General features: G+C 72.0%; 12 protein-coding genes. 7 read left to right on the top strand and 5 right to left on the bottom strand.

Annotation, left to right across the window (positions count from 1 at the left end):
- The first annotated feature begins 22 nt into the window (after nucleotides 1-22).
- Genes ACLQ2T_RS00060 through ACLQ2T_RS00045 form a run of 4 tightly spaced genes read left to right on the top strand, consistent with a single transcriptional unit; the run spans nucleotide 23 to nucleotide 3,397 of the window.
- Nucleotides 23-1,789, top strand: a complete 1,767-nt coding sequence (locus ACLQ2T_RS00060) for a proline--tRNA ligase (protein ID WP_425763915.1) — start codon at nucleotides 23-25, stop codon at nucleotides 1,787-1,789.
- Nucleotides 1,790-1,845: 56 nt separating this feature from the next.
- Nucleotides 1,846-2,271: a CBS domain-containing protein gene (locus ACLQ2T_RS00055; protein ID WP_425763914.1), complete on the top strand. Its 426-nt coding sequence runs from the start codon at nucleotides 1,846-1,848 to the stop codon at nucleotides 2,269-2,271.
- Nucleotides 2,272-2,297: 26 nt separating this feature from the next.
- Complete coding sequence (locus tag ACLQ2T_RS00050; protein WP_425763913.1) at nucleotides 2,298-2,738, top strand: SufE family protein; 441 nt, start codon at nucleotides 2,298-2,300, stop codon at nucleotides 2,736-2,738.
- Between the two features lie 8 nt (nucleotides 2,739-2,746).
- Nucleotides 2,747-3,397: a DsbA family oxidoreductase gene (locus ACLQ2T_RS00045; RefSeq protein ID WP_425763912.1), complete on the top strand. Its 651-nt coding sequence runs from the start codon at nucleotides 2,747-2,749 to the stop codon at nucleotides 3,395-3,397.
- A 45-nt stretch (nucleotides 3,398-3,442) separates the two neighbouring features.
- Here the strand turns inward: ACLQ2T_RS00045 and ACLQ2T_RS00040 are convergent, their stop codons facing one another.
- The 3 genes from ACLQ2T_RS00040 to ACLQ2T_RS00030 all read right to left on the bottom strand — a co-directional run bounded on the left by ACLQ2T_RS00040 (nucleotide 3,443) and on the right by ACLQ2T_RS00030 (nucleotide 4,970).
- Nucleotides 3,443-3,988: a YbaK/EbsC family protein gene (locus ACLQ2T_RS00040; RefSeq protein WP_425764395.1), complete on the bottom strand. Its 546-nt coding sequence runs from the start codon at nucleotides 3,986-3,988 to the stop codon at nucleotides 3,443-3,445.
- Between the two features lie 87 nt (nucleotides 3,989-4,075).
- Nucleotides 4,076-4,270 carry a hypothetical protein gene (locus ACLQ2T_RS00035; RefSeq protein ID WP_425763911.1) on the bottom strand — a complete coding sequence of 65 codons (195 nt, stop codon included), beginning with the start codon at nucleotides 4,268-4,270 and terminating at the stop codon, nucleotides 4,076-4,078.
- A gap of 64 nt (nucleotides 4,271-4,334) precedes the next feature.
- Nucleotides 4,335-4,970: a GAP family protein gene (locus tag ACLQ2T_RS00030; RefSeq protein ID WP_425763910.1), complete on the bottom strand. Its 636-nt coding sequence runs from the start codon at nucleotides 4,968-4,970 to the stop codon at nucleotides 4,335-4,337.
- Between the two features lie 249 nt (nucleotides 4,971-5,219).
- On the opposite strand from ACLQ2T_RS00030, the gene ACLQ2T_RS00025 reads away from it, so the two are divergent.
- Nucleotides 5,220-9,743 carry an HAD-IC family P-type ATPase gene (locus ACLQ2T_RS00025; protein WP_425763909.1) on the top strand — a complete coding sequence of 1,508 codons (4,524 nt, stop codon included), beginning with the start codon at nucleotides 5,220-5,222 and terminating at the stop codon, nucleotides 9,741-9,743.
- A 7-nt stretch (nucleotides 9,744-9,750) separates the two neighbouring features.
- Here the strand turns inward: ACLQ2T_RS00025 and ACLQ2T_RS00020 are convergent, their stop codons facing one another.
- Together ACLQ2T_RS00020 and ACLQ2T_RS00015 are read right to left on the bottom strand one after the other, a co-directional pair.
- On the bottom strand, nucleotides 9,751-10,728 hold the full coding sequence (locus ACLQ2T_RS00020; RefSeq protein ID WP_425764394.1) for an L-threonylcarbamoyladenylate synthase: 978 nt from the start codon (nucleotides 10,726-10,728) through the stop codon (nucleotides 9,751-9,753).
- 119 nt (nucleotides 10,729-10,847) lie between these two features.
- Nucleotides 10,848-11,609, bottom strand: coding sequence for a methyltransferase domain-containing protein (locus ACLQ2T_RS00015; protein ID WP_425763908.1), 762 nt, complete (start codon nucleotides 11,607-11,609; stop codon nucleotides 10,848-10,850).
- A 90-nt stretch (nucleotides 11,610-11,699) separates the two neighbouring features.
- On the opposite strand from ACLQ2T_RS00015, the gene ACLQ2T_RS00010 reads away from it, so the two are divergent.
- Both ACLQ2T_RS00010 and ACLQ2T_RS00005 read left to right on the top strand, forming a co-directional pair.
- Nucleotides 11,700-12,629 (top strand): MerR family transcriptional regulator, encoded by a 930-nt coding sequence (locus ACLQ2T_RS00010; RefSeq protein ID WP_425763907.1) that lies wholly within the window; start codon nucleotides 11,700-11,702, stop codon nucleotides 12,627-12,629.
- Nucleotides 12,630-12,638: 9 nt separating this feature from the next.
- Nucleotides 12,639-12,815: a hypothetical protein gene (locus ACLQ2T_RS00005; RefSeq protein ID WP_425763906.1), complete on the top strand. Its 177-nt coding sequence runs from the start codon at nucleotides 12,639-12,641 to the stop codon at nucleotides 12,813-12,815.
- Nucleotides 12,816-12,873 lie beyond the last annotated feature (58 nt).

Raw genomic sequence — 12,873 nt, 5'->3', positions numbered from 1 at the left:
CCTGCGGTCGTACCCTGCGGCAATGCTGCTACGGATGTCCACCACCCTGCTCCGGACCCTGCGCGAGGACCCGGCCGAGGCGGAGGTGCCGAGCCATCGGCTGCTGCTGCGCGCCGGCTACCTGCGGCGGGCCGCGCCGGGCGGCTACACCTGGCTGCCGCTGGGCAAGCTGGTGCTGGACCGGGTCACCGAGATCGTCCGGGCCGAGATGACCGCGATCGGTGGCCAGGAGGTGCACTTCCCGGCGCTGCTGCCGGCGGAGCCGTACCGCACCAGCGGACGGTGGACGGAGTACGGCGACGACATCTTCACCCTGGCCGACCGGCGCGGGGCCGAGCACCTGCTCGCGCCGACCCATGAGGAGATGGCCGCGTTGCTGGTGAAGGACCTGTTCACCTCGTACCGGGATCTCCCGATGGCGCTGTTCCAGATCCAGACCAAGTTCCGGGACGAGGCCCGTCCCCGGGCCGGGCTGCTGCGCGGACGCGAGTTCCTGATGAAGGACGCGTACTCCTTCGACCTGGACGACGAGGGCCTGCGGGCGGCGTACGACCGGCACCGCGCGGCGTACCGGAAGATCTTCGACCGGCTGGGCCTGGACTACACCGTGGTGCATGCCGTGTCCGGGGCGATGGGGGGTTCCGCCTCGGAGGAGTTCCTGGCGGCCACCCCGGTCGGGGAGGACACCTACGTGGGCTGCACCGACTGTGCCTACGCGGCCAACACCGAGGCGGTGACCACCCCGGCACCCCCGGCCGGTGACCCGCACCGGCAGCCTGCCGCCGAGGTGCACGACACCCCGGAGACGCCGACCATCGCCGGCCTGGTCGCCCTGGCCAACGACCGGGCCCTGGCCGGTCGGACCGACTGGACCGCCGCCGACACCTTGAAGAACGTGGTGCTGACCCTGCGTCGTCCGGGTGCCGAGGATGCGGAACTCCTCGTGGTCGGGGTGCCGGGCGACCGGGAGGTGGACCTGAAGCGGTTGGCCGCCGCGCTGTCCCCCACCACTGTGGACATCTTCGACGGCTGGGACGACCATCCCGAGTTGGTTCGTGGCTACCTCGGCCCGCAGGTGCTCGACAAGCTGGGCATCCGTTACCTGGTCGATCCCCGGGTGGTGCCGGGGACGGCCTGGCTGACCGGCGCCAACGAACCGGGCCGGCACGCCACCGATGTGGTGTGCGGCCGGGACTTCACCCCCGACGGCACGGTCGAGGCCGTCGAGGTACGCGCCGGTGACCCCTGCCCGGCCTGCGCCCAGGGTCGGCTGACGATGCGCCGGGGCATCGAGATCGGGCACATCTTCCAGCTGGGCCGCCGTTACACCGACGCCTTCGCCGTCGACGTACTCGGACCGCAGGGCAAGCCGGTGCGCCTGACCATGGGCTGCTACGGCATCGGGGTGTCCCGGGCGGTGGCGGCCATCGCCGAACAGCACCACGATGAGCGGGGACTGGTCTGGCCCAGGTCGGTGGCACCCTGCGATGTGCATCTGGTGGCGGCGGGCAAGGGTCCGCAGTTGGAGGCGGCCCTCGACCTCGGTGCCCGGCTGTCCGCGGCCGGTCTGCGGGTGTTGGTGGACGACCGGACCGGGGTCTCGGCCGGGGTGAAGTTCACCGACGCCGAGCTGATCGGCATCCCGCGCACCGTCGTGGTCGGCCGCCGCCTGGCCGAGGGGTACGTCGAAGTACGCGACCGGGCCACCGGCGAGCGCACCGAACTGCCGCTGGCCGACCTGCTCCCCCATCTGACGGTGAGCGGTGAGCGTGTCCCGGATGGGGTGTAGTAGCCGGAGAACGGGGTACCGCATTCTGATCGACCTAATGTTCTCTGGAGGCTCTCATGTCCGACTATCGCGTCGCCGACGTGATGACCCGACAGGTCATCTACCTGTCGGCGGAAACCACTCTCGACGAGGCGGCCCGGGTGATGAAGGAAGCCGACATCGGTGACGTCGTCGTCACCGAGGGCGCCACCCTCGCCGGACTGCTCACCGACCGCGACATCGTGGTCCGGGCGGTGGCCGCCAACAGCGACCCCACCAGTACGACGATCGGTTCGATCACCACCCGCGAGGTGGTGATGATCGAGCAGAACTGCTCGGCCGGTGACGCGGCGGCCCTGATGCGCGAACGGGGCGTACGCCGGGTGCTGGTCTGCGATGCCGAACGCAAGCTGGTCGGCATCATCTCCCTCGGCGACCTGGCCGTGCAGTTCGACCCCCAGTCCGCCCTCGGGCAGATCAGCGAGCAGGCCCCCACCCTGTGACCGGGGTACGCCGGTAGCCTGGCGGAATGCCCGAGATGCCGAGCAAGCTGGCCGAGATCGTGGACGAGTTCGCCGCCGCGCCACGGGACGTGGTGCTGGAGATGCTGCTGGAGTACTCCGAGGCGGTGCCGCCGCTGCCCGCCGGCCAGGAGGGCCACGAAGGCATGGAGCAGGTGCCGGAGTGTCAGACCCCCTTCTTCCTCCGCGCCGAGGTGACCCCCGAGGGCACGGTACGGACCTTGTTCGACTGCCCGCCGGAGGCGCCGACCACTCGGGCCTTCGCCGGCATCCTCGCCGAAGGGCTGGCCGGGGCCACTCCTGAGCAGGTGCTCGCCGTGCCGGACGACCTGTACCAGCGGATGGGTCTGGCGCAGGCGATCACCCCGCTGCGGGTGCGGGGCGGCACCGCCATCCTGGGCCGACTCAAGCGGCAGGTGCGGGAACAGATCGCCGGACCGAGGGGTTGACCCGGGTTATGGAGATCGACATCTACGCCGACGTGGTCTGCCCCTGGTGCTGGATCGGTCGGCGGAAGCTGGACCTGGCCCTGGCCTCCTACGAAGGCTCGGTCACCGTCCGGCAGCGGCCCTTCCAGCTCGATTCGACCCCGGTGACCGAGCCCAGGCCGCTACTGGAGGCGCTGAGCGGGAAGTTCGGCGGACCGGATCGGGTCCGGCAGATGGTCGACCGGGTAGCCGGGATCGGCGCGGACCTGGGGTTGGATTTCCGTTTCGACCGGGCGATCGCGGCCAACACCTTCGACGCGCACCGGCTGATCGACTGGGCCGGGGAGCGGGGCCGCGGGGACGAGATGGTCGAGGTGCTGCACCGCGCCCACTTCACCGACGGTGTGGACATCGGGTCCACCGAGGCCCTGGCCACCCTGGCCGCCGAGGTGGGCCTGGACGGCACCGAGGCCCGCAGCTTCCTCGACTCCGACCGCGGAGTCGCCGAACTCACCGCCGAACTGGATGCCGCCCGCCAGATGGGGGTGACCAGCGTGCCCGCCTTCGTGTTCGCCGGGAAGTACGTCGTCGCTGGCGCCCAGGATCCGGCCACCCTGCTGGCCGCCCTCGCCGAGGTCGAACAGCGCGAGGTCGAACAGCGCGAGGCCGCCGGCAACTGAACCGCCCGATGTTTCACGTGCAACAACATCGAGCAGCATCAGTCTCTAGACCGGCTTGGCCAGATCCTCCACCACCCGCGCGTTCGGCAGGGTGGCCAGCGCCGCACCGGGCAACGCGATCTTGCTGTGCCGCACCCCGGACCCGATGATGACGTACGGCGCGGCCACCACCCGCGCGTCGACCAGGATCGGCCACTGCGCCGGCAGGCCGATCGGGGTGATCCCGCCGTACTCCATGCCGGTCAACTCGACCGCGTCGGTCATCGGGGCGAAGCTGGCCTTGCGTACGTCCAGTGCCCGCCGGACCACCCCGTTGACGTCCACCCGGGTGGTGGCGAGCACCAGGCAGGCCGCGTACCGGGTCACGCCCTCCCGCTTGCCGGCGACCACCACACAGTTGGCCGACTCGTCCAGCCCCACCTCGTACGCGGCACAGAACTGCGCGGTGTCGGCGAGTTCGGCGTCGATCGGTGCGACCAGCACCGAGTCGACCTCCACGGCGTCGGCGGGCCAGGCGGCCAGCGCGGCGGCCACCGGCGCGGCCAGCAGATCGGGGCGGGTACGGGCAGGCTCGGTCTTCAACGTTCCCATCACAGCTGAGATCGTCGCATCCGCCGCAGGTCACGCCACCGGCAGCCGCCCCGAATCACCCGGTCACCCGGAACCGACCAGGGGGTCTCAGCCGTTGCTGAGGAAGCCGTGCTTGTGCAGCAGGGCCCGATCCCGGGCCGCGGCCATCTCCTCGGCCCGCTGGGTCTGCACCCTGCGCATCTCGACGTCCTCAATGGCATGTCGGACGGCCAACCGGATCACCCCGTACAGGAAGACGAACCCACAGACGTACAGAACGCTGGTGACGACGAACGTGAGCATGATTCGACCGTAGGTCGGGCCGCCCGGGGACCAGGCCCACCTCGACGCCGTTCCCCCGAAGGTGTCACCGCGCCAAGTCGACGAGGGTGAACAGGAAGAACAGCGCGATCACCGCCTCGCTGACGATCCACGAGTGGGTGTCCGCCCAGGTCCTGATCCTGGGTAACACCACCCGGGCCCGGCCTCCCAGCAGCAGCAGGGCGAGCAGGGGCAGGGCTAGCAGGGTCAAGGTGAGCAGCACGAACGGCAGCAGGTGCCACCAGCTCTGATCATGGCGGGCGGCGGTCGCACCGACCGCGATCATCGTCAGACCGTCGGTCGGCATGGCCAGAAACAGCAGCAGACCGACCCGGAAGGCGTACCCGGGGCTGGCGTGCTGAAGTCGACCCATCCAGCTCGGCGGACCCCGGTGACGAAGCAGGAACACCGCGATCGCCAGCACCACCAGCAGCCCGAGGACGAGCCAGTCGATGGCCCGTTCCACACCGTCGCGTGCCGTCCCGGTCGAGAACCTGATCCGGAACAGCCGCAGGGCCGCCCAGGCCAGGGTCGTACCGCCACCCACCACGATCGCCGCACCGGCCAGATAGCCCAACGAGGCGGCCCGGGGTCGGTCGGACGAGGCGAAGAAGACCGCCGCCACCAACTGGGTGCCGGCGATCATGACCACCGCCAGCGGCAGCAAGGTCAGGAAGCTCATCGGTAGCCGATCACCGCCGGACCCACCGGCCAGCACTCATCCAGACCTCCCCGTGCCCGTCGTCATCCGGCATTCCACCCACCGAACCGGCTCATGCCCACCCGAACCGGAAAACTTCCCCCACCCGGACGGGCATAAGGGACGCCCCGGCGGGAAGCCAGGCCGCCGGGCACGACCGGCAGGAGGCGCGATGCGGTACGGCAGAAGCAACGGAAGGCTGACCAATTACCCGATCCGTCCCGTCCGTCGATGACATCGCTCGGCGGGCTCCTCCGCCGCCTCCGGCCACCGGTCGACGTACCGCTGGTGCACGATGTCGCCCGGGACGCCAGCGCCACCGTCAGCAGGTTCGCCCGCACCATCGGGTTGAGCAGCCGCCGGGTCTGGTCCCGGCCGGGACGCCACCACATCGAGGTGCACGGGGTCTGCCAGGACGGTGGCGACGTCCTGGCCCGCCAGGTGGAGACGGCGCTGCAACGGATACCCGGCGTGCAGTGGGCCCGGGTCAACGCCCCCTCCGGCCGGGTCATCGTCGCCATCGACACACCCGGGCCGAAGGTACGCGAACTCATCGCCGTCATCGCCCGCACCGAACGCGCCAGCCCGCACGAGCCGGACCCGGAGATCCCACCCCCGCAACCGCCCGGGGAGGGACCCCGAACCGCCCGTACCCTCGGCGCCCTGGCCTCCGACGCCCTGGGCCTGACCATCTCCGCGGCCACCCGCATCCTGCCCATCACCCCGATCCCCGCCGAGGTGGCCGGGCTGCTCGGCGCCGTGGACCTGCACCCCAGGCTGCACACCCTGGCCGGACTGGGCATCCGCAGCGACCCCCGCGCCGACCTGCTGTTCCCCCTGGCCGAGGCGGTGGTGCAGGGCCTCGCCGGTGGCTGGACCGGCATCGTCCTGGACGGGGCCCAACGGGTCGTGCAGTGGGGCGAAGGGCTGGCCCAACTACGTGCCTGGGAGAAGGCCGAGCCCCGACTGACCGGCGAACCCGATCGGGCCGTCGCCCGTAACCCGGACGGTGAGCGCCCCTGCCCGAAGCCGGACAGCACGGTCGACCAGTACAAGATCCGGATGCTCGGCGCCGGGGTGGCGGCCTTCGCCGCGGCCAGCCCGGTGATCGGCCCGAAACGGGCCGCCGCGCTGGGCCTGTCCGCCCTACCCAAGGCCCCCGGCAGCGGTCGTGAAGGCTACGGCGCCCAACTCGGCCGGATCCTGGCCAAGCGCGGGGTCATCGCCATGGACCGAAGCGTGCTGCGCGAACTCGACCGGATCGACACCCTGGTGCTGGACACCCGGGTCCTCGGCACCGACCGAGGCGTGCTGGCCGACCTGGCCCCGCTGCCCGGCGCCGACATCTCCCAGGTGGCCACCCGGGCGTTCGCCCTGTTCGAGCCGGACGCTCCCGACGAGGTACGCCGACGCGACGGCTGGCAGCTCGGCCCGCTGGACCGACTCGACGCCCACGACCCCGGCGACACCGAGGAGAGCCGCCGGCTGCGCCAGCGGGGCGGCAACCTGCTCGGCCTGGCCCAGGGCGACACCCTGGCAGCGGTACTGCGGGTGGAACCGGAACCCGCCCCGGGGGTGGACAGCCTGCCGGCGGTCGCCCGGCAGGCCGGACTGCGGCTCATCATGGCCGGCGAAGACGCGCAGCGGCACACCTCCGCCGACGCCCTGCTGCCCGGGGGTGACCAACTGGCCGCCTCGATCCGCCGGTTGCAGCGCGAAGGCGCCATGGTCATGCTCGTCTCCGGCGACCGGGCGGCACTGGCCGCAGCAGACTGCGGCCTGGGCGTGGCCGACCCGCAGTCCCTGCCGCCCTGGGGCGCCCACCTGCTGATCGGCACCGACCTGCGGATCGCCGCCCTGATCATCGAAGCCGCCGGGGTGGCCCGCCGGATGACCGCACAGAACCTGCGCGTCGGCCTGGCCGGCACCGGTCTCGGCGCCCTGAGCGCACTGACCGCCGAGCGTGCCGCCCTTCCCATTCGCACCCTGGCCGCCGTCAACGGCGCGTCCGCCCTGGCCTTCGGTCACGGGGTGTGGCGGGCCTCCCGGCTCTCCGAACATGCCGAGACACCCGCCCCGGCGATCACCGCCTGGCACCTGATGCCGGTGCCGACCGTCCTGGACCAGCTCGGCAGCAGCCCGGACGGGTTGACCGACGCCGAGGCCGAACAGCGCCAGGCCGCCGGTCCCGCCGAGGCCGCCGGGCCGGGCGGACTGCTCCGCGCGGTCGCCGACGAACTGGTCAACCCGCTGACCCCGGTCCTCATCGCCGGGGCGGCCCTGTCGGCCAACTTCGGCTCCCTGGTAGACGCGGCCCTGGTCGGCGGAGTCGTCGGCGGCTCCGCCCTGATCGGCGCCGTGCACCAGCGCAACACCGAGAAGTCACTGGCCCAACTGCTGTCCCGGTCGGCCGTCACCGCCCGGGTCCGCCGCTCCGGCACCGAACGGGTGGTACCCGCCGAGGACCTCGTACCCGGTGACGTGATCGTGCTGGAATCCGGCGACGCCGTACCGGCCGACTGCCGGGTGCTGGAATCCGTCGGCCTGGAGGCCGACGAGTCCTCCCTGACCGGCGAGTCCCTACCGGTGGCCAAGACCGACCAGCCGGTGGTCGCCGCAGCCGTCGCCGAACGCCGATCGATGCTCTACGAGGGAACCACCATCGCCGCCGGACAGGGCACCGCCGTGGTGGTGGCCATCGGCACCGACACCGAAGCCGGACGCAGCCTGGCCCTGGCCCGCCAGGCACCACCGGCCAGCGGAGTCGAAGCCCGACTGGGCAACCTGACCCGCGCCGCGCTCCCCCTGGCCGTCGGATCGGCGGTCGCGGTGGTCGGTGCCGGACTGCTGCGCGGCGTACCCCTGGCCCAGACGGCCGCGACCGCCGCGAACCTGGCCGTGGCCTCGGTGCCCGAGGGGCTGCCCTTCCTGGTCAGCGCCGCCCAACTGGCCGCCGCACGGCGACTGGCCGGGCACGGCGCGCTGGTCCGCAACCCGCGCACCATCGAGGCCCTGGGCCGGGTCGACGTGCTCTGCTTCGACAAGACCGGCACCCTCACCGAAGGACACCTGGTGCTGGCCGGGGTCGGCGATGCGGACGGCTACGCCCGCCCGGACGAACTCGACGACCGGTTGCGGCGGACCCTGGCGGCGGCGTTGCGCGCCACCCCCACCGCAGATGATCCGGAAGAGTTGGCCATGCAGACCGACCGGGCGGTGCTGCAGGGTGCCCGCGCCGTCGGGGTGGGCGAGCAGGAGGCGGCCCCGGACTGGCAGGCGGCGGGCGGGCTGCCCTTCGAGCCCTCCCGGGGCTACCACGCCAGCGTCGGCAAGACCCAGGGCCGACTGCTGCTGAGCGTGAAGGGCGCACCCGAGCAGGTGCTGCCCCGGTGCGCCAACCACCGCACCGGGGGTCGGGAGGAGCCCTTGGACGAGGCCGGTCGAGCCGACCTCCAACGGCAGCTCAGCGAACGCGCCGGAGCCGGACACCGGATCCTCGCCGTCGCCGAATGCATCGTCGGCGACCCCGCCATCACCGACGACGAGGTGACCGGCCTGACCTTCACCGGATTCCTGGCCATCGCCGACGGGGTACGCGCCAGTGCCGCGCCGGCCGTGCACCGCATCCGGCAGGCCGGGGTGCACACCATCATGATCACCGGTGATCATCCGGCCACCGCCGAGGCGATCGCCGCCACCATCAGCGACGGCGCCGCCCAGCGGGTTGTCACCGCCACCGAACTCGACCACCTCGACGACGAGGCCCTGGCCGACCGGCTGACCGCAACCGACGTGGTGGCCCGCTGCACCCCGACCCACAAGGTCCGGATCATCCAGGCGTTGCAGAAGCGCGGGCGGACCGTGGCGATGACCGGTGACGGCGCCAACGACGCCCCCGCGATCCGGCTGGCCGACGTGGGCATAGCCCTCGGCCAACGAGGAACTCCGGCCGCCCGGGCCGCCGCCGACCTGGTCGTCACCGACGACCGGCTGGAGACCATCATCGCCACCCTGGTCGAAGGACGCGCGATGTGGTCCTCGGTACGCCACGCCCTGAGCATCCTGGTCGGCGGCAACCTCGGCGAGATCGCCTTCAGCGTGCTGACCGCCGCCGCCACCGGCCAGGCCGCCCTCAACGGACGCCAACTGCTCCTGGTCAACCTGCTCACCGACATGGCACCCGCGATGGCCATCGCCGTCCGGCCACCCGCCGCCGAACACGCCGACGACATGCTGCGCGAGGGACCGGACACCTCCCTCGGCCAGACCATGACCAAGGAGATCGGGCTGCGGGCGGCAGCCACCACGCTGGGCGCGACCGCCGGCTGGACGTTGGCCCGCTACACCGGTCGCCGCCGCCGCGCCGGCACCGTCGCCCTGGTCTCCCTGGTCGGTACGCAACTCGGGCAGACCGTGCTGGCCGGCGGCACCAGCCCCACCGTGCTCGCCTCCACGGCCGTCTCGTTCGGCGCACTGGCCGCGGTGGTGCAGACCCCCGGATTGAGCCAGTTCTTCGGGTGCACCCCCCTAGGCCCGGTCGGATGGACCATCGCCACCGGTTCCGCTCTCGGCGCCACCCTGGCCAACGGTGCCATGACCAAGTTGGTCGCCCGGCTGCCCCGAATCGACGGCCCACACCTAAGCCCGGCGGAGCACTCTGATCCGACCGCGCAGTCAGGCTCGACTGAGCAGTCTGATCCGGCGGGGCAGTCTGATCCGGCGGGGCAGTCCGGTTCGGCAGGGTCGGGGTCCTGACGCGGGGTCAGGGGGTGGGAGCCCAGGTGGCGGCGGCCCGGCGCAGCCGGTCGTTGACCGCCCGACCGACACCGGTCTCCGGCACCGGCTCGGCGACGATCTCCCCGACCCCGGCCGCGTCCAACCGGTGCAGCGCCTCGAACAACCGCGCCGCCGCCTCGGTCAGATCACCCGAGGGTGAGAGGACCTCCACCGCCGCCCAGTCACCCGCCGGCCGATCCCGGAACGCCAGGTACCCCCGCCCCGTCCCCACCTGCTCGGTGGCGGTCCCGTCGAGGACCCCGGCAGCACCCGACAGCCGCAACGGCGTACGCGGGGCGTAGTGCGCGGCAAGGGTGCCCGGCGCCACCGGCTGCCCCGAACTACCCGGACGGATCGTGACCGGGCCGGTGACCTTCTCCAACTCCTCGACCGGCAAGGCGCCCAGACGCAGCACCACCGGCCGTTCCCCCCGGGCGTCCACGATCGTCGACTCGATCCCGCACCGGGTCGGCCCACCGTCGAGCACCACGTCCACGGCGGCGCCCAGCCCGCGTACCACGTGCTCGGCCCGGGTCGGGCTGAGCTGACCGAACCGGTTGGCGCTGGGCGCGGCCACCGGCACCCCGGCCGCCGCGATCAACCGCCGCGCGTACTCGTTGTCCGGCACCCGTACCGCCATGGTCGCCAGCCCGGAGGTGACGATCGGCGGCACCACCTCCGGCCGGTCCACGATCAGGGTCAACGGCCCCGGCCAGAACCGCGCCGCCAAGGCGGCCACCGCCGGCGGCACCGACCCGACCAGCGGCTCCAGATCGGCCACCTCCGCCAGATGGGTGATCAACGGATCGAAGCTGGGTCGCGCTTTCGCCTCGAAAATCCGGGCCGCCGCCCGCGCGTCCAACGCGTTCGCCCCCAGGCCGTAGACGGTCTCGGTGGGAAAGGCCACCAACCCGCCGGTACGCAGCACGGACGCCGCCTCGGCGAGATCACCGTCGGCGGGCAGGACACGAGGAGAGGCGCTGTTCACGCCCCCGACGCTAGCCGGTGGCCGGTCGCCCGGCGCCGCACCCCCGACCCCCTTCATCACATCCGCTGCCACCACCGGTGGACTCCCAGGTCACCTCAGGGCCGACCCACGATCAGTCGCAGCGAGCCGTGGAAGGTCGGCTGACTGCGCAGATGCCCGTACCTGGCCTCCCAGGTCCCCGAGTCGAGGTCGGCCCGCAGCCGCTCCACCGCCCGGCTCGTCGCCGCCTCGTCGACGAACCCCCACGCCGACTGGGCGGCCCGCACCGCCGGATCGAGCAACTGTTCCGGGCGGGCGTAGTAGGCCTCCGTGAAACCGTCCACACAGTCGACTGGGATCGGCACCTCGACGACCTCCACCTGGGAGCCGATGGCCTCCCTGATACTGCTGATCGCCGGGTAACGGCGGCGCTCCACCGCGATCAACTCCGGGGCGTACTCGGCCAGCCAGAAGCGATCCAGGGCCGTACCGTCGAAGGTGAGCACCACCACCGGGCCCCGCGCGACCCGACGAATCTCGGCCAGGCCCCGGGCGGTGTCCGCCCACTGGTGCACGGTGACGGTCGCCATCGCCGCGTCGAAGGCGTCATCGTCGAACGGAATGGACTCGGCAGCGGCGGCCAACGCCGGCACCACCGTCGCCGGCCGCTGACCACGCATCCGGGCCGAGGGCTCGATCGCCACCAGGTACCGGTCGGTGGGCTCGTAGGAACCGGCCCCCGCCCCCACATTCAGCACCGTACGGGCCGCACCCAACGCGGTGTGGATCAGCGCCGCGATCCGTGGATCGGTGCGCCGCTGCACCGCGTACCCCTCGCCCTTGGTCTCGTAGTCGAAGTCACCCGCGCCACCACTCATGCGGGCACGCTAAACCCGCACCTCCGGGTACGGGTCAAGTCCGCCCACGACCTTGACCCGTACCCAGGGGTGCGGGTTTAGCATCGGATCGTGCGGGTGGGGGAGCTGGCGCGCCGAACCGGAACGACCATCCGAGCCCTGCGGTACTACGAGTCCGTCGGGCTGGTCGTCCCCCGCCGTCTCGGCAACGGCTACCGCGAGTACGACCCCATCGCGGTCCGCCTGGTAGCCCAGATCCGGGAACTCACGGCCCTCGGACTCAGCGTCGAGGAGACCCGACCCTTCGTCGAATCCATCGCCGCCGGAGCCGACGAGGCCGATGTCTGCGCCGCCGCTCTGGCCACCTATCGCGGCACCGTCACCGCACTTCAGGAACGCATCGGCAAACTGACCGCACAACGCGACGCCCTCAACGCCCGGCTGGACGCGGCAGCCAGCCACCTCGTACCCGCCGCCCGGTCACCCCTCGGCACCGACCCACACGACCTGATCGGCCGCCTTCTGCCAGCACTGCACTTCTACGCCACCGACGGCCGCCCCGTCGACCTGTCCACCCTCGGCCCGGGACGCAGCGTCATCTTCGTCTACCCCCTCACCGGCCGCCCCGGCCTGGACCTGCCGAACAGCCTGCTGGAGGTGACCGGCGCACTGCGGGACACCGAGCAACCGGCCTGGTTCCGCGACCACCACGCCGAACTCCGCACCGCCGGGGCCGACCGGGTCTACGGGCTGTCCGCACAGTCCACCGGCTACCAGCGGGAACTCGTACACCGGCTGAGGCTGCCGTACCCCCTGATCCCGGACCCACGACTCACCCTGGCCGCCACCCTCGGCCTGCCCACCTTCACCGCCGGCGACATGACCCTGTACGAACGACTCACCCTGATCGTCGCCGACGACGTGATCGAGCACGTCTTCCACCCGATCCGCTACCCGGCGGCACACGCCCTGGACGTCATGCGCTGGCTCACCAAGAAACGCATGAATCGCACTCGACGAACCGAACGACCTCGCCCATAGACTCGGATGATGGTGATCGGGCAGGGCAGCAGACCCCGGTGGCTGATCAGTGTCGCGGCCGTCGCTGTCGTCTCTGTCGCCCTGGCCGCGGGCCTGATCATCGGCTTCACCCTCCCGCCCACCGCCAACACCAGCGACCTGCCGCAGTCGATCACCGTGAACGGCGCTGGGCCTGACCCGGTTTGACGGACATCCCAGCTCAGAGGGGCTGTGTGCTCCTCGGGAGGATGTTCATCATGGAAGG

The organism is Micromonospora sp. DT229 (genome assembly GCF_049844505.1).
Taxonomy (GTDB): Bacteria; Actinomycetota; Actinomycetes; order Mycobacteriales; family Micromonosporaceae; genus Micromonospora.
The sequence above is the reverse complement of the archived record's forward strand: the minus strand, read 5'-3'. Positions and strand labels throughout refer to the sequence as shown.

Bases quoted from the DNA above. Each gene is read 5' to 3' on its own strand.
- ACLQ2T_RS00060 (WP_425763915.1), top strand. From the start codon at position 23: ATGCTGCTACGGATGTCCACCACCCTGCTCCGGACCCTGCGCGAGGAC.
- ACLQ2T_RS00055 (WP_425763914.1), top strand. From the start codon at position 1,846: ATGTCCGACTATCGCGTCGCCGACGTGATGACCCGACAGGTCATCTAC.
- ACLQ2T_RS00050 (WP_425763913.1), top strand. From the start codon at position 2,298: ATGCCCGAGATGCCGAGCAAGCTGGCCGAGATCGTGGACGAGTTCGCC.
- ACLQ2T_RS00045 (WP_425763912.1), top strand. From the start codon at position 2,747: ATGGAGATCGACATCTACGCCGACGTGGTCTGCCCCTGGTGCTGGATC.
- ACLQ2T_RS00040 (WP_425764395.1), bottom strand. From the start codon at position 3,988: ATGGGAACGTTGAAGACCGAGCCTGCCCGTACCCGCCCCGATCTGCTG.
- ACLQ2T_RS00035 (WP_425763911.1), bottom strand. From the start codon at position 4,270: ATGCTCACGTTCGTCGTCACCAGCGTTCTGTACGTCTGTGGGTTCGTC.
- ACLQ2T_RS00030 (WP_425763910.1), bottom strand. From the start codon at position 4,970: ATGAGCTTCCTGACCTTGCTGCCGCTGGCGGTGGTCATGATCGCCGGC.
- ACLQ2T_RS00025 (WP_425763909.1), top strand. From the start codon at position 5,220: ATGACATCGCTCGGCGGGCTCCTCCGCCGCCTCCGGCCACCGGTCGAC.
- ACLQ2T_RS00015 (WP_425763908.1), bottom strand. From the start codon at position 11,609: ATGAGTGGTGGCGCGGGTGACTTCGACTACGAGACCAAGGGCGAGGGG.
- ACLQ2T_RS00005 (WP_425763906.1), top strand. From the start codon at position 12,639: ATGGTGATCGGGCAGGGCAGCAGACCCCGGTGGCTGATCAGTGTCGCG.